Annotated in this window: 19 protein-coding genes; 2 read left to right on the top strand and 17 right to left on the bottom strand. The window is 52.9% G+C overall.

Annotated elements, in window-relative coordinates:
- Window positions 1–78 precede the first annotated feature (78 nt).
- From ggt to ACSBQN_RS14170, 4 genes are all read right to left on the bottom strand, one after another.
- The gene (ggt, locus tag ACSBQN_RS14185) at window positions 79–1842 is read right to left on the bottom strand and encodes a gamma-glutamyltransferase (RefSeq protein ID WP_153642662.1); all 1764 of its coding nucleotides are present in this window, start codon (window positions 1840–1842) and stop codon (window positions 79–81) included.
- A gap of 250 nt (window positions 1843–2092) precedes the next feature.
- Entirely contained in the window at window positions 2093–3562 is a 1470-nt protein-coding gene (dtpB, locus tag ACSBQN_RS14180; protein WP_024472695.1) for a dipeptide/tripeptide permease DtpB, read from the bottom strand.
- Between the two features lie 407 nt (window positions 3563–3969).
- Window positions 3970–4494, bottom strand: coding sequence for a 4-hydroxyphenylacetate 3-monooxygenase, reductase component (gene hpaC / locus ACSBQN_RS14175; protein ID WP_289647874.1), 525 nt, complete (start codon window positions 4492–4494; stop codon window positions 3970–3972).
- Window positions 4495–4641: 147 nt separating this feature from the next.
- Window positions 4642–6114 (bottom strand): NAD-dependent succinate-semialdehyde dehydrogenase, encoded by a 1473-nt coding sequence (locus ACSBQN_RS14170; protein ID WP_214167796.1) that lies wholly within the window; start codon window positions 6112–6114, stop codon window positions 4642–4644.
- A gap of 238 nt (window positions 6115–6352) precedes the next feature.
- On the opposite strand from ACSBQN_RS14170, the gene hpaR reads away from it, so the two are divergent.
- On the top strand, window positions 6353–6784 hold the full coding sequence (gene hpaR, locus ACSBQN_RS14165; RefSeq protein WP_024472692.1) for a homoprotocatechuate degradation operon regulator HpaR: 432 nt from the start codon (window positions 6353–6355) through the stop codon (window positions 6782–6784).
- Between the two features lie 32 nt (window positions 6785–6816).
- Here hpaR and ACSBQN_RS14160 read toward each other — a convergent pair whose 3' ends face one another.
- Together ACSBQN_RS14160 and ACSBQN_RS14155 are read right to left on the bottom strand one after the other, a co-directional pair.
- The gene (locus ACSBQN_RS14160; protein WP_036408686.1) at window positions 6817–8817 is read right to left on the bottom strand and encodes a BCCT family transporter; all 2001 of its coding nucleotides are present in this window, start codon (window positions 8815–8817) and stop codon (window positions 6817–6819) included.
- A 429-nt stretch (window positions 8818–9246) separates the two neighbouring features.
- Entirely contained in the window at window positions 9247–9756 is a 510-nt protein-coding gene (locus tag ACSBQN_RS14155; protein WP_036408689.1) for a hypothetical protein, read from the bottom strand.
- 309 nt (window positions 9757–10065) lie between these two features.
- On the opposite strand from ACSBQN_RS14155, the gene ACSBQN_RS14150 reads away from it, so the two are divergent.
- Window positions 10066–10743, top strand: a complete 678-nt coding sequence (locus ACSBQN_RS14150; protein ID WP_004235920.1) for a DUF421 domain-containing protein — start codon at window positions 10066–10068, stop codon at window positions 10741–10743.
- 11 nt (window positions 10744–10754) lie between these two features.
- Here the strand turns inward: ACSBQN_RS14150 and ACSBQN_RS14145 are convergent, their stop codons facing one another.
- The 11 genes from ACSBQN_RS14145 to ACSBQN_RS14095 form a co-directional block, all read right to left on the bottom strand.
- Complete coding sequence (locus ACSBQN_RS14145; protein WP_024472689.1) at window positions 10755–11510, bottom strand: DeoR/GlpR family DNA-binding transcription regulator; 756 nt, start codon at window positions 11508–11510, stop codon at window positions 10755–10757.
- 43 nt (window positions 11511–11553) lie between these two features.
- Window positions 11554–12363, bottom strand: coding sequence for a Cof-type HAD-IIB family hydrolase (locus ACSBQN_RS14140; RefSeq protein ID WP_214167795.1), 810 nt, complete (start codon window positions 12361–12363; stop codon window positions 11554–11556).
- Window positions 12364–12407: 44 nt separating this feature from the next.
- Complete coding sequence (locus ACSBQN_RS14135) at window positions 12408–13250, bottom strand: histidine biosynthesis protein (protein WP_024472687.1); 843 nt, start codon at window positions 13248–13250, stop codon at window positions 12408–12410.
- Window positions 13251–13373: 123 nt separating this feature from the next.
- Window positions 13374–14948, bottom strand: a complete 1575-nt coding sequence (locus ACSBQN_RS14130; protein ID WP_004238840.1) for a membrane protein — start codon at window positions 14946–14948, stop codon at window positions 13374–13376.
- 355 nt (window positions 14949–15303) lie between these two features.
- A complete protein-coding gene (gene lldD, locus ACSBQN_RS14125) occupies window positions 15304–16446 on the bottom strand; it encodes an FMN-dependent L-lactate dehydrogenase LldD (RefSeq protein ID WP_214191702.1) in 1143 nt (380 codons plus the stop codon).
- A gap of 46 nt (window positions 16447–16492) precedes the next feature.
- Window positions 16493–18073, bottom strand: a complete 1581-nt coding sequence (locus ACSBQN_RS14120) for an L-lactate permease (RefSeq protein WP_024472686.1) — start codon at window positions 18071–18073, stop codon at window positions 16493–16495.
- Window positions 18074–18397: 324 nt separating this feature from the next.
- Window positions 18398–19321: a LysR family transcriptional regulator gene (locus tag ACSBQN_RS14115; protein WP_024472685.1), complete on the bottom strand. Its 924-nt coding sequence runs from the start codon at window positions 19319–19321 to the stop codon at window positions 18398–18400.
- Between the two features lie 91 nt (window positions 19322–19412).
- A complete protein-coding gene (rnz, locus tag ACSBQN_RS14110; RefSeq protein ID WP_354632916.1) occupies window positions 19413–20330 on the bottom strand; it encodes a ribonuclease Z in 918 nt (305 codons plus the stop codon).
- Window positions 20331–20372: 42 nt separating this feature from the next.
- Window positions 20373–20936, bottom strand: a complete 564-nt coding sequence (locus ACSBQN_RS14105) for a YiiX/YebB-like N1pC/P60 family cysteine hydrolase (protein WP_205500981.1) — start codon at window positions 20934–20936, stop codon at window positions 20373–20375.
- A complete protein-coding gene (locus tag ACSBQN_RS14100; RefSeq protein WP_024472682.1) occupies window positions 20936–21337 on the bottom strand; it encodes a DUF4878 domain-containing protein in 402 nt (133 codons plus the stop codon). Before ACSBQN_RS14100 ends, ACSBQN_RS14105 begins: the two co-directional genes overlap by 1 nt.
- A gap of 195 nt (window positions 21338–21532) precedes the next feature.
- Window positions 21533–22741, bottom strand: a complete 1209-nt coding sequence (locus tag ACSBQN_RS14095; protein ID WP_036408703.1) for an ROK family protein — start codon at window positions 22739–22741, stop codon at window positions 21533–21535.
- Between the last annotated feature and the right edge of the window lie 102 nt (window positions 22742–22843).

Here is a 22843-nt window from a genome sequence, read left to right as displayed (position 1 = left end):
GATATCAGCTGGTTGCCGTAAAAAATGCCCTGTCCGTGACGGACAGGGCATGCTGCGTTTACAAATCCGGCCGGGAGATTACTCGACTCCTGCTGCCTCCCCGGCCGGACGGCGCACATCGTTGGCACCGTACAGATAGCCTTCACGCACCTTACCGGACACGGCGGCATCATTGCCGGAAGAATCCGCACTGACCCCGGCGGCACCCGGTAACCCCACCATAATCAGCTCTGCGGCCCCCCACGGTGTCTGCTCAACCATCTTATAACCCATTTTATCCAGCAAATTCAGTGAGTCTTTTGACACACCGCGCTGCTCGTAATACACCTCATCCGGCAGCCACTGATGGTGGATACGCGGTGCATTCACGGCCTCCTGCGGTGCCATACCGTGATCGATAATATTCAGTGCGGTTTGTAAGGTGATAGAGATGATCCGTGAGCCTCCCGGCGAACCGAGCACCAGGAAAATCTTACCGTCTTTGGTGACAATGGTCGGGCTCATGGAAGAAAGCGGACGTTTGCCCGGGGCAATCGCGTTGCGCTCCCCCTGAACCAGGCCGTACATATTCTTCTCGCCGATTTTGGTGGTGAAATCATCCATTTCATCATTGAGGAAGAAGCCGGTGTCCGGCGGGATCACCACCGCACCGAAACGGCCATTGATGGTATAGGTGGTGGAAACCGCATTGCCTTTGTTATCCACCACGGAATAGTGTGTGGTTTCCGGTTTTTCATGCGGACCTGTACCCGGCTGCACCTGAGCGGAAGGTGTGGCTTTACCCGGAATGATTTCTTTGCGCAGCTCTTCCGCATAGGCTTTGCTGGTCAGTTTTTCGGTCGGATTTTTCACAAACGCCGGGTCACCGAGGAAGGTGTTGCGATCCATATACGAATGGCGCATTGCCTCTGTCAGAGTGTGGATATAATCCGCCGAGTTAAAGCCCATTGCTTTCAGATCATAACCTTCCAGAATATTCAGGGTCTGGCAGATAGTCACACCGCCGGAGCTCGGCGGCGGGGCGGATATAAACTCATAACCGCGATAGGTACAGGTGATCGGCGCAACCTCAGAAATGGTGTAATCCGCGAAATCTTTGGCGGTCAGCTTACCGCCACCGGCCTGAGAGGCTTTTTCCACGATTTGCGGGATGTCACCTTCATAAAAGGCGGGAGGGCCTTCTTTGGCGATCCGTTCCAGGGTATTGGCCAGATCGGTCTGAATCAGGCGGTCGCCGGGCTGGAATGCGGAGCCGTCAGGTTTAAGGAAAATCCGTGCTGCTTCCGGATCCTGCTTAAAGCGGGCGGTGGTGGTGTCCAGCACATCGGTATCCGCGCGGGTCAGGATAAAACCGTCACGCGCCAGTTTGATCGCCGGTGCCATCACCTGCTCCCGTTTCATGGTACCGTATTTTTCCAGGGCATAATCCAGCCCTTTGACCGTTCCAGGCACCCCGGCGGCGAGGTAGCCGTACAGGCTTGCATCTTTGATCAGATTGCCGTCTTTATCGAGATACATATCCGCAGAAGCGGACGCCGGGGCTGTTTCGCGGAAATTGATGAAAATATTTTTTCCGTCTGCCAGATGCAGGGTCATAAAGCCGCCGCCGCCGATATTACCGCAGCAGGGATTCACCACCGCCTGAGCGTAGCCGACAGCCACTGCAGCATCCACCGCGTTACCGCCGGCTTTCAGAATATCAGCCCCGGCCTGTGACGCCAGATGCTGGGAAGAGACCACCATCCCGTTGCGGGCTTCAGCAGCGGGTTCGGAAGCGGCATACAATTGCGGGGAAAGCAGCAGAGAGAGCAGAAGAACAGGTGTTCGCCATGGGGTTATCATTATTATCTCCTTTGATCGTGCAGGGTTTTGTATGAGGGATTGATTGACTATTTGTTAATTAATAGTTAATTAACGTATAGCAGGGATACCAATATTTGAGAAATGGCGTGCGGGAAAATGTGAAACCGGGCAGAAAAGCAGGACGGGGAGATAATAAAAAACCCGGATAGCCCGGGTTATGCAGAACAGCGTGTCATTACGCAAACGAGACGGAAAACCGGTACTGCCGCCGCAGCACCGGTTAACACAATCAGGCTGTTTTTTCTTCTTTCATGATTTTGTTCAGTTTCGGTACGATAGCCCACATAATCAGGCCGGCAACTGCCGTTGCAATACCGATTTTACCGAACACATCAGTGTAGATAACGAGAGTCTGAAGCGGATCAGTCACGCCTTCCGGCGGAGCGGTAAAGGTTGCCACGTAACCGCCCAGCAGTGTTGCCATCGCCTGAGTCAGGAACCACATCCCGAGAATAAAGCCCATCAGGTACTGCGGAACGAATGCAGCCACCATTGCCAGACCCAGCGCACTGATCATCAGCTCGCCGACGGCCTGGAAGAAGTAAACCAGGACGATAAACCACGGTGATGTCAGACCGGACGCATCGGCAAACCACATACCGGATGCAGCTGCTGTCAGGAAACCGGCGGAGCAGCAGAACATACCGATGGTGAATTTACCCGGCATGGAGAAGTCTTTGCCGCGTGCGCCCATCTTGCTGTAGAAGTAAGCCAGAACCGGGCTCAGCACGATGATCCAGAACGGGTTCAGTGCCTGGAAGCTGACCGGATGCACATCAATACCCATAATGGTGTGATGTACGTTATAGATAGCGAAGAAGTTCAGTGAAGTCGGCATCTGGGCATACAGCACATAGAAGATAACCGCTTCCAGCATCAGAACAAACGCTACATACATCTTGTTCCGTTCCACGCCTTTCAGTTTGAAGGCTTCACGGAAGAAGAAGAAGATAACCACGGCGGTGACGCCGAGTAACACATAGTTGGCAACAACTACGTTGTGCAGTAACCATGCACACAGGAAGACGGTTGCCACACTACCGGCGATGACTACCAGCAGGCTGCCGAATTTCATTGGTTTGTGATCCGGCTCGGAACCGATATTACGCACCATTTTCTGGCAGAACAGGAAGACCGCCAGGGCGATCAGCAGGCCGATACCACAGATATTATAGGTGACGGTATAGCTGTATTTGTCCGCGATAACCGGCGCCAGTGCCAGGGAAATCAGGGAACCGATGTTGATCGACATATAGAACAGGGTGAATGCCCCGTCCAGACGCGGGTCTTTCGGCGGATAGCATTTTGCCAGCAGGCTGGCCGGGTTGGCTTTGAATAAACCGTTACCGACAGCAATGGTACCCAGTGCATAGAAGATCAGATCCGGGTGCATGATAGACAGGCCGGTCATAAAATAACCGACAGCCATCACGATGGCCCCTAAGATGATGGTCCGTTTGGTCCCGAGGACGTGGTCACCGACGTAACCACCGATAGAGATCAGACCGTATACCAGCGCGGCGAATGCCCCGAAGGTAATAAATGCCTGTTCCTGACTGAATCCCAGTTTCTGAACGAAGTAGACGGCCAGGATGCCTTGCACACCGTAATAGCCGAAGCGTTCCCACAGCTCCACGATAAAAATCATGAAGAATGGCTTAGGTTGGTTAAACAATCCAACCTGCGCGGGTTTACTCATGGTTTAATGCCTCTTATTAATAATTATTCATCACGCAAAAGCCTTCCCGGCATCGCGGAGGCAAAGCTAAAAGATAAACTCTTGCGTAAGGTTGAGTGTTTGCGTATTTGTCAGGGTATTTGCCAAAGGGCTCAGACTAATATATTGCTGTCTGAGCATCTCAAAGACAGATCACACTTACTGCAATAATTAATATCATAATTGAAATAAAATTCATTAGATTGACATCAATAATTAGTCAGCAATGGTTTTGTTGATGGCGTATTGAGCAGATTGATGGTTATTTATTCTGTTGTCCGGAGGGGGCGGAATTAAATATGACAAACTGTAACAGGTATTTTTCTGATGAATAATGATTCGTTAACACATGATGTGTTAACGAATATTATGACAATAATGAAAGAGGATCAGGCAACAGCAGCAGCGGGGATATCACCGGTTTCGACAGTGCGAAAATCGCGGCGGAAGTAAATCAGGCCGTGACCTTCGTCGCGGACATCAATATTGCGGATTTCTGCCATAAAGATATTGTGTGTGCCGATTTCCTGCACCTGCGTCACCACGCCTTCCAGACAGGCCAGCGAGCCATGCAGACAAGGTTGTCTCAGCGCTCCCGGCTGCCAGTGATCACCGGCAAAACGCGCGTCCATACTCAGGCCGGTCATCCCGGCAAAATCACACGCCAGTGCCTGGTGTTTATGGGTGAGCACATTGACACACAAACGTCCGTTGGTTCTGAACACTTCACTGAGCGCACTGCTGCGGTTGATGCACACCAGCAGGGTCGGCGGTGTATCCGTGACAGAGCAGACCGCGGTGGCGGTCAGCCCGCCGCGCCCGGCGTCGCCGTCGGTGGTGACGATATTGACGGCAGCGGAGAGTGTCGCCATTGCGTCGCGGAACAACAGACGCTGTGAATTATCCAAAGACATACCAACTCCCGGTGGGATAAAAAATGTGACGCAATTGTTGCTTATTTGCGAATGATACGCAGTCTAATGATAGCCGGGGAAAAATACAAGGGAGAGTCAGAAAATGCGGCTGCCGGAAGGACAGCCGCAGACGGTGGTCAGCGGGGATTAACGGATCCCGCCGAAGCAGAGGTATTTGATTTCCAGATAGTCATCAATACCGTGGCGGGAGCCTTCACGGCCGAGGCCGGATTGCTTGATACCGCCGAACGGCGCCACTTCCGTGGAAATAATGCCTTCATTAATACCGACCATTCCGGCCTCCAGGGCTTCCGCCACGCGGTAGACCCGGCCGATATCGCGGGAATAGAAATAAGCGGCAAGACCGAACTCGCTGTTATTTGCCGCGCGGATGGCCTCTTCCTCATCGCGGAACCGCACCAGCGGTGCCAGCGGGCCGAACGTCTCCTCTCGGGTCACCAGCATGTCTGAAGTCACACCGGTCAGAACGGTCGGCTCAAAAAATAATCCGCCCTGTGCCGCCGGTTTCCCGCCGCTGACAACAGTCGCACCTTTGCTGACCGCATCGGCGATATGCTCACTGACTTTACGGATAGCAGCCTCATTAATCAGCGGTCCCTGTTGTGCTTTTTCGTCGGTGTACGGCGCGACATGCAGGGCACTGACAGCCTCCGCCAGTTTCTCGGCAAAGGCATCATACACACCATCCTGCACATAGATACGGTTGGCGCAGACACAGGTTTGCCCGCTGTTACGGAATTTGGCGGCCATGGCACCGGCAACCGCCGCATCGAGATCGGCATCATCAAACACAATAAACGGTGCGTTACCGCCCAGTTCGAGAGAGAGCTTTTTAACCGTCTCCGCACTCTGCGCCATCAGCAGCTTGCCGACCCGGGTGGAGCCGGTAAAGGATATTTTGCGCACGACCGGGCTGGTGGTCAGTTCGCCGCCGATAGCCGCCGCATCAAGCCCGGTGACAACATTGAACACCCCGGCCGGAATACCGGCCTGTTCACCGAGTGCCGCCAGCGCCAGAGCGGAAAGCGGGGTTTCCGCTGCCGGTTTCAGCACCATGGTACAGCCTGCCGCCAGTGCGGGAGCGGCTTTGCGGGTGATCATCGCATTCGGGAAGTTCCACGGTGTGATAGCACCGACCACCCCGATCGGCTGGCGTATGGTGGCGATCCGCTGTCCGCTCTGTGTGGCCGGAATGGTTTCGCCGTACACGCGCTTGCCTTCTTCGGCAAACCATTCAATAAAGCTGGCACCGTAGGCGATTTCCCCGCGTGATTCCGCCAGCGGTTTGCCCTGCTCCAGACTCAGGAGCTGTGCCAGTTCCTCCTGATTCTCCATGACAAGATAAAACCAGCGGCGCAGGATCTGCGCACGGGCTTTGGCGGTCAGGGCGCGCCAGCCCGGCAGGGCATTTTCAGCGGCGGCAATGGCAAGCCGGGTTTCGTGTGCGCCGAGGTCGCTGACGCGGGTGATCAGTCCGCCGGTGGCCGGGTTGGTCACATCAAACGTGGCCTTATCCTGTACATCGGTCCACTGACCATTAATATAGCCGCCGGTGCGCAGCAGGGAAAAGGAAGGATCGGTTAACGATGAGGTGAACATAGAGAGCTCCGTTGCGTTTTCTCAAAAAAGTGATGAGGGCACTGAGATATCAGCAGAAGACCATTGATTTATTGTTAATATAGCGTTAATAAAAGGAGAGTCCTTTGGGTCTTTATGACTGATATGCTTTTTATTCTAACAGAGGATGTCTGATTGCGCATTTTCCCGATAAAATTGTGCCTTTTTTTGATAACGTCGATGTTTATGATGTGAGTACATCGCGGAGAAATTACCCATTATGCATGAATCATTACTTATCGCCCTTTTGCAGGCCCGTGAAGTGGTCCTCGGCTATTTTCGCCCGACCCTGAAAGCACACCAACTGACGGAGCAGCAGTGGCGGATCATTCGCATACTGGCTAAGACCCCGTCGCTTGATTTTCATCTTCTGGCACAGAAAAGTTGTATTCTGCGTCCCAGCCTAACCGGTATTCTGACGCGGATGGAAAAAGCGGGCATTATCCACCGCCTCAAGCCCCTCAGTGATCAGCGCAAACTCTATCTTTCTCTGACTGACGAAGGCACGGCGCTGTATCACCGTGTGCAGGCGGAAGTGGAGACCGGCTATCAGGCGCTGGAATTACAGTTCACGCCGGAGAAGGTACGCCAGCTCTATGCATTGCTGGATGACCTGGTTGCACTGCCGCAGCGCGACAGCGACGAAGAATAAAAAATGCCGCTCAGATGAGCGGCATTTCAGACTTACTTCTTGCCGAGCAGATGCAGGAAGTGAATATGTTTTTCATACTGGTCAAGGATGTCATGAATGATCTGCTCCTTGTTCCAGCCCATAATGTCATAATCCTGTCCGCCCTCTTTCAGATGGATTTCCGCGCGGTAATAGCGGTGTTCCTCATCTTTTTCCTCGTCGGTCATTCCGGAGAGGGCAAAGGACGGCTGATTGTAATAGCGCAGCCGGGTTTCATAGATAAAGTTCATATCATCCCCCAGATCGACCTCAAAAGTGATCCGGTCGTCGCGGCTGCGGTCGATATGGCTCGGTGTGCTCTGTTTTTCCAGCTCCTGAGACACCATGTCCATCGCCTCAGACACCACTTCATCAATAAAGCGTTTGACCAGCGAACGTTTCGGAAAATAGCCGATATTACGCAGACGACGCTGCCACGGGATCGGGTTGCGGCTGGCGGTCGGCGCAATGGTCGCCAGCTGCTGGCTGTCACGCTTGTGCACATCAATCCGCAGGGCTTTGATCAGCCCGTAAATCGAGAACAGCAACACAACCGCAAACGGCAGGGCGCTGGCGATAGTTACTGTCTGCAGGGCGGATAATCCCCCGGCCAGCAGCAGGGTGATAGCCACCACGCCCATCAGCGCGGCCCAGAAGATCCGCTGCCAGACCGGCGTATGGGTATCCCCGCCGGAGGCCAGGGTATCCACGACCATCGCGCCGGAGTCAGCAGAAGTCACAAAGAAGACAATGACCATCAGCATGGCAAAGAAAGAGAGCGCCGTGGAGAACGGGAAATACTCGAGGAACTGGAACAGCGCCAGTGACACATCCTCTTTCACGACCGTGGCGAGTGCGGTTGCGCCCTGATTTTTGATCAGATCGATGGCGGTATTACCGAAGAAGGTCATCCACAGCAGGGTAAAGCCCGCCGGGACAAACAACACGCCGAAGACAAATTCACGGATGGTGCGCCCGCGTGAAATCCGCGCGATAAACATCCCGACAAACGGTGACCATGACAGCCACCAGCCCCAGTAAAGCAGGGTCCAGCCACCCAGCCAGTCGTCTGACTTCGGCTCATAAGCAAAGAGATTAAAGGTATTACTGACGATTTCAGAAAGATAACCGCCGGTGTTCTCAACAAAGGATTTCAGCAGCAGTACGGTCGGGCCTAACACACCGACCATAATCAGCAGCAGAACCGCCAGGCCGAGGTTCAGCTCTGACAGAAAACGGATGCCTTTATCCAGACCGGATACCACTGATAATGTTGCCAGTGAGGTGATCACCACAATCAGCACCACCTGTACGGTTTCTGTCTGCGGCAGGCCGAACAGATGATTCAGCCCGGCATTCACCTGTAACACGCCAAAACCGAGGGAGGTCGCGACCCCGAATACCGTACCGACCACAGCAAAAATATCCACCGCATGACCGGCCGCGCCGTAAATACGGTCGCCGATAATCGGGTAAAGTGCGGAACGCAGTGTCAGCGGCAGGCCGTGGCGGTAGCTGAAAAACGCAAGGATCAGCGCCACAACCGCGTAAATAGCCCAGGCGTGTAACCCCCAGTGGAAGAAGGTCAGGCGCATGGCCTCTTTTGCCGCTTCAACCGTTTCCGGTGTGCCGACAGGCGGGGAAAGATAGTGCATCACCGGTTCGGCGACACCGAAGAACATCAGCCCGATCCCCATTCCTGCGGAGAACAGCATGGCAAACCAGGAAATATAACTGTATGCCGGACGGGCGTGGTCCGGGCCGAGTTTAATATCACCGAAACGGGACAGCCCCATAAAGGTGACGCTCAGTAAAATCAGGGCGACGGCGAGGATATAGAACCAGCTGGCATTTTTAAACAGGCTGGTCTGAAGGGCTTTAAGGTGTATGTCCGCCGTCTGGGGAAACAGGGCGGCAAAGCCGACAATCAGGAGAATAACCAGGGCCGAAATATAAAAAACCGGCGGATTAATCTTCATTTTTTTTGCGGATTGTTCAGTGTCCTGATGACTCATGAATTATTCCTTTTATCAGTTGCAGATAACGCCGGCAGTAAAAAGGGGAGAACTGCATCAAAGCGTCAGATTTTCCTTCTGAAAACGGTACGCGGCTGCGCAGCGGTAAATAGAAACCCCGGTAAAATAGTGTCAGCGGGAGATCAGAAAAAACGGAGATAAATACAGGTTAAACCTGCGGAAAAAATGCGGTGATATTAGATTTTATTCCCCCGGTTGGTGAAAAAAAGAGGATTATAGTGCCAAAAATGTCACTCTGCGGCAAGTCACGGGGTGTTTTTGCGGGAAAAAGAGGTATTTTTATCTGTGAATTTTATTTGCGGTAATTGACAAACTGCCTGAAATAACACAATAAAAAAGCCGGAAACAATCATTGTTTCCGGCTGACGGCTGTTTTACGGATTGATACGGGATATTACCTGTTCAGGTTTACTGAGCATCTGCGGGTTTTCCGCTGACATCCTGTTTCAGCTCATCAATTTTTTTATCAGCGGCGGCTTTGGCTTCATCCGCTTTCTGTTTCAGCTCTGCGGCTTTTTCTTCCGCGGCTTTTTTGGCGTCTTCGCCTTTATCTTTGGCATCGGCCAGCAGGGCATCAGCCTCTTTTTTCAGCTCATCCGCTTTGGCATCGGCACTGTCACGGATTTCGGCTGCTTTCTCTTTGGCGTCAGCCATCACCGCACCGGCTTTTTCTTTGGCATCACCGGCGGCTTCAGTTGCATTCTGTTTCAGTTCAGCGGCTTTCTGCTCTGTTTTATCCGCAGCCTCTTTGGCATCCTGCTTTATCTCATCCGCTTTCTGCTCTGCGGCTTCCTTAATCTGCGCGGCACCTTCCTGTGCTTTCTGCGTAGCAGGGTCTGTTTTGCTGCTGTCGTCACACCCGGTGGCCAGCGCAAATACCCCCGCAAGGATGAGTGAACTTAATAATGCTTTTTTCATGATTAACTCCTCTTCAGCAATACTGAGTAAAATAACCGGATAACATCGTGTCCGCGATTATTGATTATATAATAAAATCAGGCAATCTGCTGACAGATATAATTTTCTGTCAGGGTTATCCCTTTCAGCATAGAAAATGAAGGGCAGGTTGTATAGTGCTGAGGGGGATTTATCAGTAACGGCATAAAATAATATCCCGCTGCATAAAAATATCCGGTAATATCAATACAGAATGTAGTCTTATAAGCGTAACATAGTAACGTGTTTTATTTCAGTTGGTTAGCGTTTCTGTCAGTGTAAGGAAATACCATGACATATTATCTTCTGGTTATCGTTAAATTTATCATCGGCTTTGTTATTGTGTTAACGCACATGAATATCTCCGGGAAAACCCAATTATCACAAATGACACCGGTTGATTTTATTGGAAACTTTGTACTGGGCGGCATTATCGGCGGTGTTATTTACAGTGATACCATTCCGCTGACGCAATATATTATTATTCTGCTGATGGGGGTGAGTTTTATCAGCATAATCAATTGGGTCAGCAAACATATCAGTGTACTGCGCGCGGTGACTATCGGTAACCCGATCCCGATTATTAAAAACGGGGTATTTATCATGGATAGCATTCATGAGAAGCGCAATAAGATCGATATTCTGAATATCACCTCCCGAATGCATGCACAGGGGATCTATTCATACCGCGATGTGTATTATGCGCAGATAGAGCCGGACGGCCAGCTGACGGTGATTTGTGACCAGTCACAGATGCCGTCTGTCATTGTGATGAAAGACGGCGTACCGCGTAAATATGAACTGGAGCAGATTGGTCATGATGAGCCGTGGCTGGCAGACCGCCTGAAACAGCAGGGAATTGACGACCCTGAGTCTGTTTTCCTGGCGGAATTTTATAACGGCAGCCTCAATGTGGTGATGAAGGACGGGCGGATGACCGGCCATCACAGCGAGCCGTCACAGCCGTAAGGTTTTTTCCCTTACGGCACGATAATGACTTTTTCCGGATATTTTTCACGGAATTCGTGCGCTTTCTGCCATTTATCGTCACAGATAATTTTATCGATAACGGCAATCTCCGCGATTTTTAAAATCCCCTGCTGGCCGAATTTGCTGGAGTCGGCCAGAATAATTTTCTGCTTACTTTTTTCCAGCATTTTCCGTGCAATCATGCCTTCTTCAACACTTTTGACCAGAATGCCTTCATCACGTACACCGCCTGCGCCGACAAACGCAAAGTCCGCATAAATATGATCAATTTCATGCAGGGTTTTCGCACCGAGATTGGCCCGGAATTCATGGTTGTATTCACCACCCAGCACATACACTTTTGCCAGCGGGTTCTGTGAGGCGATTTTATCCGCAATAAGGGCGGAATTGGTGAAAACGGTAAATGCAATTGCCGGTAACTGCGCGGAAAACAGGAGCGTTGTCGAACAGGAATCGATATACAGTGTGTCGTGCTCGGAAATCAGCCCGGCAGCATAGCGCGCGAGGGTCATTTTTTCCTCACGGTTCAGTTCCAGCCGTTGTTCAAAACTGCCTTCGCTGACACTCTTTTTCTTCATCGCCCCGCCGTGAATTTTGATGATCTCGCCTTCTTTCTCCAGAATGGAGAGGTCACGGCGGATCGTCTCAGAGGTGACATTCAGTGTATCAGCAAGATCCTGCACACTGACTTCCCCCTGCTGATTCAGCAGATCGAGGATGTATTCCTTTCTTTTTATCGGATTCATGACCGTTCTCATCACACTCGTAAACGTGAACAATATTAGCGCATTATGTGTCGTTGCGGAATGCCGCTCTGTAATGATGAAGTGCGGCAGCAACGCCATCCTCCCGGCAGTCAGCCGTAATATACCCGGCGGCCTGCTTCAGTGCCGGTACGGCATTGCCCATTGCCACGCGCAGATCCGATGCGGCAAATAAAGAGAGATCGTTTTCCTGATCCCCGATGGCCATGATGGTTCCCGGCCGCAGAATACCGCGCTCCGCCAGTATTTGCAGGGTACTGCCTTTGCTCACGGATGCCGGAACCAGTTCAAAATAGTGCTGGTCGGTAAAGAATGCGCTGACCTTTGCCGGTAACTGCGGGCGAAGGTTTTCAGCCCGTTGCCGCAGGGCTTCCGCTTCCCCGCACAGGGTGATTTTAATGATATCTGTCCGGCTGAAAATATCGTCTGCCGCGAGTGTCTGTATTGGCAGGCCGAATAATTCAGCTTCATGAATTGTGTATTCTGATATTTTCCCCGGCGGACAGAGCAGAGCATCCTCACCGAAAGCATGCCAGCTGGTGGTGAGCATGTTTTGCAGTGCGGATAACACGGCCGGAGAGAGGGTTGCCCGGCTGAGAACGGATTGTGTGCGGCAGTCATAAATCACCGCGCCGTTACAGGCGCCGATAGCGCGGAGCACCGGAAGCAGCCCGGCGCTGTCCGTCAGAGACAAAATCGCCCGCAGCGGGCGGGCAGAGCAGATCACAATATCCGTTTCCGGCGGCAGTGCCAGCAGTGCCCGGCGGTTGCCCTCTGAAATACGGTTATCCGGATGTAAAAGCGTGCCGTCGAGATCGATAGCCAGTGTGGTCATAAAAAGCCTCAGCGGGAGCCGTGCCCCCGCATTGGAAATACTGGTCAGTTGTGATGAATAAAGGACTGGGTGACCTGTGCGGCCGCCTGACACACCACGTTATCAATCGCGGTGCCGACCACTAAAATATTCACACCGGTTTCTTTAAACGCTTTGGCATTGGCGACGTTAATACCGCCTTCTGCCAGTGTCGGGACACTGACTGCACCGACCAAAGCTTTCAGCCGGGCTTTAATCTGCTCCGGAATTTCACCGGCAGCCACGCCCTCGTAGCTCATACCGGTCATCAGGCCGATCATATCCACGCCGATGGCTTCCATTTTCTTCGCCACTTCCGCGACTTCTTCCGGGGTTTCCGCCGGGATGCCGAAGGTATGCAGATCGTCCGGGTGGCCGATATAAGCATCTACGGTCAGGCCGAAGCGGTGCGCAAGACTGACAATATCCGCCAGATCCTCAAAAGTGGATTTATGGGTGTGCAGGCCGTCAGCCCCGGCGCGGGCGATCTGTAAAATATCCTCTTCCGTCACCGGCACCGGGATGGTTTCGGTGAATCCGCCGGCGATCCCGACCGTAATAAAGACATCATCCGGGATCACATTGCGGATACCGTTGACGGCTTCCGCCATCTGTGTGGTGGAGATTTCATGGCGGATCTGCTCGGCAGCGTGCATGTTATTTACGCCTCTGTGTCCGCGTGCCAGCGCCAGCGCCGGATGGTTCGGCTCCAGCATTTTGACCCCGGCATCACACACTGCTTTCGCCAGTCGCGCGTCATCACCGGTGATACCTGTGCTGAGCAGAGTCTGCCCGTTGTGCAGCGCAATAGCATTTCTGACTTTCGCCATGGCCTGTTCACGTTTTTTATTCATATCACCTATAAACATATCAACCTCTTATTACTTTTTTTGTGTTTTTGTATGACGGCACCCGGAGGTGCCGTTTTTATAAAGCCCTGGTGTTGGCGTGTGATATTTTTCACACTTATTCATTGCTGTGTTGTCTTTGCATCAGCCTGCGGCTTTCGCGGTTGTCACGGCACTGAAACGGTTGGCAATGACAGTTATGGCGCAGGTTAAAACCAGAATCACGGTCATGGTCAGCGCCATGTAAAGTGCGTTACTGGATAAGAACGGAGAGGCAAACGCCGGGACATACGCCACCCCTTTGACATTAAACATGCCGAGCATCATGCCGCCGATCCCGGCGGAAAGAATGGCACCGCCGAACACGATTTTGTTGGCAAACATGAAGGGATACGCCGATTCCACAAAGGTACCGAATCCCAGATTGATAAGCAGTCCCGGGGCGGCGACCGCGGCCTCACTGCGTTCACGCGGGGCAATAACGTTTGCCAGGTTAATACCGGCGGCCACCATCACCAGCCCGACCATATCCACCGCGCCGAGGAAGCTGACACCGGTTTTTTCCATCTCGAGCAGCACCAGCGGCAGGATCACGGCGTGATACACACCGCCGAGGATCGCAGGCCAGATAACCAGACCGGCCAGCAGTCCCGCCAGAACCGGACTGAAGGCGAGGGTGCTTTCCAGCGCCAGTTTGATGTAGTTACCGGCCAGCAGCGCCAGCGGACTGAGGAAATAAAACATGATAAGACCGGCGGCCAGACCGGAAATCCCGCCCGCCACGATGTTGACGGTGGTCATCGGGAATTTCCAGCTGATGCACAGGGCAAACAGGTAACGGACAAAAATACCCGCCATGATCCCGCCTGCGATCCCGCCGATCAGACCACCCTCGACCGAGAGCACCCCGGCGACAACCCCGGAAACAATCGAAACCTCATCCAGTTCGGAAACCTGTTTGGCAGCAATCACCGCCACAATCACCGGCAGCCCTTTGAGCAGCAGCTGGAAGATCGCATCCAGGCTTTCCAGTCCCGGGATGTGGCTCAGCGCCAGCACAATCGCCATGGCAATAAAGCCGGGCAGAGCCGGGATCATAATGCCGCGGATATTCATCCGCTTAAGCAGACTCTTGTCGGACGGCCCGCCGGTGCTGCCTGCACTGCCCAGTACCGGACGGAATTTAATCCCCCAGTGTTTGCACAGGGAAGAGATAAACGAGATAGCCCGGGTTCTGCTGGTGGTGCCGGTGGTACCCGAGGTGGCAATCACATTGGCACCGGCGGCGGCGATATGGGCCATCGAGGTGCCGCCGGTACCGGCGATCGGCACTTTCTTTTCCGCCGCAGCCTGAAGAGCCAGGCGGTTGGCGTTGTGCGGATCACCGCTCATAATAATGATGCCGTCGATATCGCCCTGTTCTATCAGCCGGGCAATCTGTTCATCACTGCCGCGCACGGCGTCATTGACTTCTGCAAGGGTGCCGGAGAACGTCACCGCAGGCACGGCATCTGCTTCTGTCAGGGTGTAGACCGCGGCGGCGGTAGAGGGTTTGGCAACATCCATCGACGCCTGTGCTGCAATAAACTGCACCGCAGCAACAGAAACACCGGCGGACTGACATTGTGTGTAGATTTCGCTCAGAAGTTTTTCAGGATCTGCACCACCGAGGTTGTACAGGTTCCCGCCACTACTGCCCAGTATGACAATTTTTTTCATAATCGGACCTCAGGGGGTTCAGGGTAAGTAACGACTTATTGTTGTTTTTTGTTGATATTGCTTGGTATAACAACGTAAATCAACACATCAAAATAGGGCGTATTGTTTATGAAATAATCACTGAATTGATTCAATTCGGGGAAAATAGTGTTGTCGTAGGTAGTTATCAGTGTTATTAACTGATTGTGATGGGATTTCGTTTTATTTAATGCTGTTTAATTATTAGCTAATTATTTTGCTTTATGTTGTTTTATGTGAGTTTGATCATAATTAACCGTACCAATCACACAGAAAAACCACATAAAACAAAAAAGCCACTCCGGGGAGTGACTTTTACAGAGAAGTAAAAAACGGATCAGCCGGGCAGATTAACCAGCGAGTCGCGGGTGATATCGCGGATGTTTTTTGCGCCGGTCAGTGTCATTGCCACGCGCATCTCTTTATCAATCAAATCCAGCAGGTTTTCGACCCCCGCCTGTCCCTGTGCCGCGAGCGCGTAAACAAAGGCACGGCCGAGCAGGACTGAATCCGCCCCCAGCGCCAGCATCCGTACCACATCCAGCCCGTTGCGGATCCCGGAATCACTCAGAATAGTGATATCTGATTTCACCGCGTCGGCAATAGCAGGCAGAGCGCGGGCGGTGGAGAGCACACCGTCGAGCTGGCGGCCGCCATGGTTGGAGACCACAATACCGTCCGCGCCGAAACGCACCGCATCTTTCGCATCTTCCGGATCCAGGATACCTTTGATAATCATCGGACCTTCCCAGAACTCGCGGATCCATTCGAGGTCTTTCCAGGAAATAGACGGATCGAAGTTTGCCCCCAGCCAGCCGATATAATCTTCCAGTTTGGTCGGTGCGCCGCGATAGACCGAGATGTTACCCAGATCATGCGGTTTGCCCAGCACGCCGACATCCAGCGCCCAGCGCGGGTGAACCATCGCCTGTAACACACGGCGCATGGCGGCATTCGGGCCGCTCATCCCGGAATGGGCATCACGGTAACGCGCTCCCGGCACCGGCATATCGACGGTAAAGACCAGGGTTTTGACCCCGGCGGCTTTGGCGCGCTCAAGGGCATTTTTCATAAAACCGCGATCGCGCAGCACATAGAGCTGGAACCACATCGGGCGCTCAATCGCCGGAGCGACTTCCTCAATCGGACACACGGAGACGGTGGACAGGGTAAAAGGTACGCCTTTATTGGCTGCCGCTTTTGCCGCCTGCACTTCACCGCGCCGCGCGTACATGCCGGTCAGCCCGACCGGCGCCAGGGCAACCGGCATCGCCAGTTTTTCCCCGAACAGTTCAGTTTCCAGACTGAGAGACGACATATCGCGCAGCACCCGCTGACGCAGGGCGATATCCGCCAGATCCGCCGTATTGCGCTTCAGGGTATGCTCGGCATACGCCCCGCCGTCAATATAGTGAAACAGGAAGGGTGGCAGTCTGGATTCGGCAGCCGCCCGGTAGTCTGTTGAAGCGGAAATAATCATCTTAAATACCTGTATATGTATGTAACAAATTCAGTACTGTGCCCGGTTACAGGGTCAGTATCAGTGCCATCACGGCGGCAATCACGCCGTAGACAAACATCGGAACCACTGTCTTTTTGATAATTGAGCCTTCGGCGTTGGTAATACCGAGGATGGTGCAGACAGCGATAATATTATTCAGACACACCATGTTCCCCATGGCACCGCCGACAGACTGGAGCGCGAGGGTTAAATTGACATTCAAACCGGTGGTCTGGGCAATGGATTGCTGGATCCCGCCGAAGGTCAGGTTGGACACGGTATTGGAGCCGGAGAAGAACGAGCCGAGTGCGCCGAGGTAAGAGGCGAAGTAGATCCAGCTCTCGCCGGTGGCTCCCGCCAGTGAGCGGCCGATAATGTAAACCGGCGCATTTTCACCGCCCTGCATCATCAGGTTTACCATAATCAGCGCACCAAACAGGGCAATAAACGGTTTGTTGGTCTGTTGTGCGGTCTGCACAAACATGGTTTTTACCTGAGTCCGTTTCAGGCGGAACAGGAAAATACCGATAAACACGACCAGGAAGAACGGGATCAGCGCCGGAACATACAGGGTTTTATAATCTGCCGCCGCCGGGGTGCCGAACACATTGCTCAGGCGGACAATCAGTGCATCACTCAGCGTGATATGGCCAAGGAAGCCGAGAGTCCCTTCCCAAATCACGTTAGTGCTGTTGAGCAGCCCTTTCAGGCCGAGCTGGTGGATGCGGGTGACAATCAGAATGCCGATCAGCAGCAGGGTCGGGGTCATCGCTTTGATAACCTGCCCGAACGGGATCACTTTTTTCTCTGTTTTTTGTTCAGTGCGGGTCAGGCCGATACCGGCACGGGCGGTCACGACAGAAATCCCGAGGCCAATTGCCCCGCCGAGCAGTGCCGGGAACTCATAGTTGACCTGAGCCAGCAGCAGATACGGCACGGTACAGGCGAGCACGCTGATCAGAATAAACACGATATTACGACGGATCTCCTGCCAGCTGACAATAAAACGCAACGCCAGCAGCGGGATCACAAATGCAGCCACAAAGTGGATCAGGGCGGAGTAGTGGCTTATCTGATAAACACTCTCTTCATTCAGCCCGAGGTTGGCAAAACCAAACCAGGTCGGTGTACCGACAGCGCCGAACGAAACCGGTACGGAGTTCATCACCAGGGTCAGCAGAGCGACACGCATAGCCGGGAAGCCGAGACCGACCAGGATTGGGGCGGCGATAGCGGCCGGAGTACCGAACCCGCTTGCGCCCTCAATAGTAAAGGCGAATGCCCAGCCGATAATCATCAGCTGTGCCACAGGATTGGGACTGATATTTTCCAGCCAGCTGCGCACTACGTTTTCTGCGCCGCTCACCTGCATCAGCTTATTGAGCATAATTGCCCCGGCAATGATGGTGATCGGTGTCAGCACAGAAATAAAGGCGGTGACAATATTGGCACTCAGTAGTGTGAGATCCGTTTTAAACCAGAACAGCTGGATACAGAACACCACGGCGGCCGTGAAGGGTAATGCGACGTAAGAAGGGATACTGCGGCGTTTTGTCATCATCCAGATTAACATCACGATCGGTGCAAGACTGAAAAAAATAGCCATAAAGCCCTCTGACATTATTATTGTTTTAAAAATTAATGTTGCATGCAGGATTCGTTAAATTTTCATTACGTAATTATTTTAATCACAACCAAAAAGAATTATCTATGCTGCATTTTTTTAACAATTGAATGCGGGAGGGAAATGACGGAAAACGCAGAAAATCAGGCGAAAAAAGGAAATAAAAAAATGTTATTTATCAGTAAATTAATAGGTTAATTTGTATGATAAAAGGACGGAGTCACATTAATTAGGCCACTATGGTCAATAGAGAAATTCCAAAAATCGACTAATCGGCATTACAGATATATAACAATCCTGAATCTGTCAGCCGAAATAGGGACGGATTGCCTGATATGACTGCTGAATATGATCGATCAGCAGGCGGATTTTGACCGGCAGATGGCGGGTGTACGGATACACGGCATACACGCCGAGTTTTTTGCCGCTGTAACCCGGCAGGACTTCCGTCAGCAACCCGGCCTCCAGATCCTCATGCACCATACAGCGCGGCACCATAGCGATACCGTGGCCGCTGAGCAGTGCTTTGCGGATGGCGCGGGCATTATTGAAGGCGATATTGCCGCTCACCTGTAATTCATAGATTTCACCGGTATCCGGGCGGCGCATCAGCCAGTTTGAGGTACCACTTTGCTGATAGGTGTAAGTGAGGCAGTTGTGTGTCAGTAAATCTTCCGGATTCTGCGGCGCGGGATGTTTTTCCAGATAGCGGGGGGAGGCGAGGATCACCCAGTGAGAATCAATCAGCGGACGGGCTATCAGGCTGGAGTCACTCATCATGCCGGTGCGGATAGCCAGATCAATCCGTTCATTCACCAGGTCAACAAACCGGTTTTCCAGATGCATTTCTACTTTCACATTCGGGTATTTTTCACAGAATTCCGCCACGCTGTCGCTGAGAACCAGCTCTCCGGAGATAGTGGGTACTGACATACGGATAAGACCGGTCAGCTCATCACTGTTGGCACTGACTGCCTGTAATGCGCTGTGAACCTGGCCGGTAAGGGATTTGGCATGCTGATACAACACGCGGCCGTTTTCCGTGACAGACAGGCTGCGGGTGGTGCGGTACAGGAGACGGGCACCGAGGGCTTTTTCCAGCCGGCCTACCCGTTTGCTGAGCACGGAGCCGGTGACACCGGCCATTTCCGCCGCTTTACTGAAAGAGCCGCAATCCACAATCAGCGCAAATAAAATCAGATCATTGGCGTACTCGTGGGCGGGCAGCATGGTAAAACCTCCGGCAGTGAATGAAACAATAAGCAGCATTCACTATATCAAAATCTGTGTAACAGTGATAATCACGCCGGAGACAGACAGGTTAAAGCGGGTACACCATGTGGTCAAAGGCAAACACCGTGGCTGGGAAAATCGCCTGACACTCGTGAAGTAAGCGCTCACAATCTTTTTCACTGTAGCGCCCGCTGAAATGGGTGGCGATCAGCGTACCAACGCCGGCATCCCGCGCCAGGGTAGCTGTTTGCACAGTAGAAGAGTGTCCGCGGCTGTTGGCTTTTTCGGTCATGCTGCCGTCAAGTGTGGCTTCCAGCACAATCACATCTGCATTCTGTGCCAGTTTCAGCGCATTTTCGCACGGTGCGGTATCACCGAAAATCACCAGATGACGTCCGCGCTGCGGCTCGCCGAGGTAATCCGCTCCGCAAATTACCCGGCCATCGTCCAGTGTCACTTTGCCGCCCTGTTTCAGGGTCTGCATCCACGGGCCGCCCGGTACGCCTTCGGCTTTCAGGCGTTGTGCATCCAGCGCGCCGGGTTTGTCATGTTCTTCAATCCGGTAACCGTAGCTGATCACCGGATGCTCGAGTGAGTAAGCGCTGACTTTCAGTTGTCCGTCATCGTAAATCACCCCTTCCTCATCTATCTCAATGATCTCCAGCGGGAAGGTCAGATACGAGCCGCTGAGTGTCAGTGCAGTTTCAACAAACTGCGCCAGTCCCTGCGGGCCAAAGAGAGTAAGTGGTTCCTCACATCCGCCCATGGAGCGGCTGCATAACAAACCGGGCAGGCCGAAAATATGGTCGCCGTGCAGGTGGGTGATAAAGATTTTTTCCAGTTTCGGGATTTTGACCGGACTTTTCAGGATCTGATGCTGAGTGCCTTCGCCGCAGTCAAACATCCACAGGCCGCGCTGTAATGATTTGAGATCCAGCACCAGGCTGCTGACGTTGCGGTTGTTTGACGGAACACCGGCACTGGTGCCCAGAAAAATTAACTCCATGTTGTTCCCTGTATTGCAGTTGCCGCCACGCGGAGGCCGGTATTACGGAATACGGCGCAGTTGCGGCGAGCGGGTAATATTTTCCGGTAAGATTAACGGTTCTTCCGCCAGCGGTAAACTCAGACGGGTTTTGCCGGTGATGATCGTGACCCCGGCAGACTGCCAGGCGTCTGCTGCCAGTTGCGTGCAGTACAGTCCGTCCTGCGGGTTGATGCTGAAAGGCGTGCCGAGCCGCGCAAGGGCATTATTACGGGCGCGGTGGTGATTTTCGCTGTCCGCCTGTACGGCATACCAGGCTACTTGTCCGTCTTTGGCGTGTTCAATAAAGAAATCAAGGGGATCGCGGTTCACGCCGCTGATACCGTCCGGGTGCTCCTGCGGGGTGGCGTGGATAACATAAGTCCCTTCAGGCGTGATATCAACAACGCCGACATGGCTGAAACCGCTGTTATCGATACTTCTGACAATGTCGCTGATGGCTTCGCCGCCGTCACGGAAAACCAGGTCGCCGCTCTGAATGCCGGGCGGCGGTACTGCCGCCCGCAACGGCAGTGCGGCTGTCAGCAGCGCCGGGAGCAGAAGCCCGGCGCGGAGTGTGTGTCTCATCAGCGCAGGATAATTTTCCAGTCACCTTCATCCTTTGTCAGCAGGAAACGCTCATCTTTCTGTTTGCCGTCTTTGAAATTAACCGTCAGAATCACGGTTGCGCGTTTTTTGCTTTCATCAATATCGACGGATTTCACTTCTGTGCTTTCCACGCCGCCGTTGCCTTCAATGCGGCGCGCCATATCACCGACAATCATCTGTACTTTGCCTTTGATTTCCATCTCATTTTTTTGTTTATCTTTTTCCGGGATGGCGAGCAAATCATAAGCTTTATCCGCATCTTTTTTCTCAACAGCACTGTAGAACTGTTTAACAACATCCTGCGGGGAATCACTGCCGCAGGCGGTCAGCATCATACTGCCGGCCAGCAGCATCAGGGTGAGGGCGATTTTTTTAAACATAGGTTTTTCCTTTAAAAGACAACAGGTGTTTTTATTATTTTCTGATGAAAATACCGGCAGTATACGGACATCCGGCGGCTTGGCAATCCTGTATATAACGCTGACGGCGGATTCAGGGAAAGATAGCGCAGTGAGGGCGACACTGCGCAGGTTATTACGCGGATACCTGTTCAGGAAAACCCCGGCAGAGGATTATCAGGGCGTATCACTGAGCAGGCTCTCCAGCACCATCGCGCCGGCTCCCTGAGAAACCACCTCATAGGAATCAAACGCAGGCATTATCCGGGTATTAATTTGCGGGAATCCGGCCAGTTTTTGTGCCACGGTTTTCTGCACAGTGGCAAAGAAAGTGTGTTTCGGGGTCAGAGTCCCGCCGCAGACCACCACATCCGGCTGGAAGGAGAGGATGGTATTGGCGATTGCCAGACCGTAATAATAAGCAGCCTCTTCGAGTGCATCGGTACAGATTGGATCGGCCAGCTCAAGGGCTTTAAAAATCACATGGTAATCAATCTCCTGCTCATCACTGACCAGCGAGGTGATAACGGACGCTTTGCCGCGCCGCAGATGCTGAATCACTGTTTTGCGAATAGCTTCCAGTGAACTGTACTGATTAAGACAACCAAATGAGCCGCATTCACAGGTGCGGCCGTGGAGATCGAGCGTCATATGCCCGAACGCATTTTCCGAACTCGGCGGCATAAAGCGGACAGGCTCGCTGAGAATGGTACTGCTACGGATCTCCGCGTCACAGGTGGTGAAAAACAGGCGGCGGCTCTCTTTATGGCGCAGCCGGTATTCTGCCAGCGCGGCAAAATTCACCCCGCTGCCGATAGTCACCTGACACCCGGTGCGGCTTTCCGCCATCTCACGCAGTAACGGGATCAGATAATCATTCATGGCGCGGCGGTCACTGCCGGGTGGCAGGGTGTAATCCGCCGCAATGCCGATACCGAGCAGATCATCCGTACTGAGGTGATGCTCCTCCAGCAGCGATAACAGCCGGGTGAGCAGCCGATCCAGCAGCACCTGCGGCGTTTCCTGTCCGGCGGCTTTGATTTTGCAGGTCGCCAGCACATCCAGCTTCAGGTTTTGCAGCACAATCGTGGAATAGATATTGCTGATTTCAATCCCGGCGAGCCGCCCTCTGTCCGGATTGACACTGTAGAGAATCGGTTTGCGTCCGCCGGTGGATTGTCCCAGTTCTGCCGCGCTGATAAGACCCAGCCTGCTCAGCTCATCCAGCAGCCGCGCACAGGTGGCGCCATTCATGTTGGCTTTTTCTGACAGCGTTTCCGCGCGGATCGGCCCGTCATTCAGAATCAGCTGCCAGAGGGTTTTCAGTTTCCGGGTTTTGGAGTTTTTGGATGACCGGAATTCACTGAGTATGCCGGATAACGTCATAAGCCCGAATCTCCTTTTATCACGGGGCACTGCCTGTTATTCATCATTGTATCTGGATTCTTTTTCTCATATTGAGAATAAGGTCCTGTTTCCGTGTTTACA

The organism is Morganella sp. B601 (assembly GCF_051172335.1).
Classification (GTDB): Bacteria; Pseudomonadota; Gammaproteobacteria; order Enterobacterales; family Enterobacteriaceae; genus Morganella; species Morganella morganii.
This window is presented reverse-complemented; position numbering and strand designations above follow the sequence as displayed.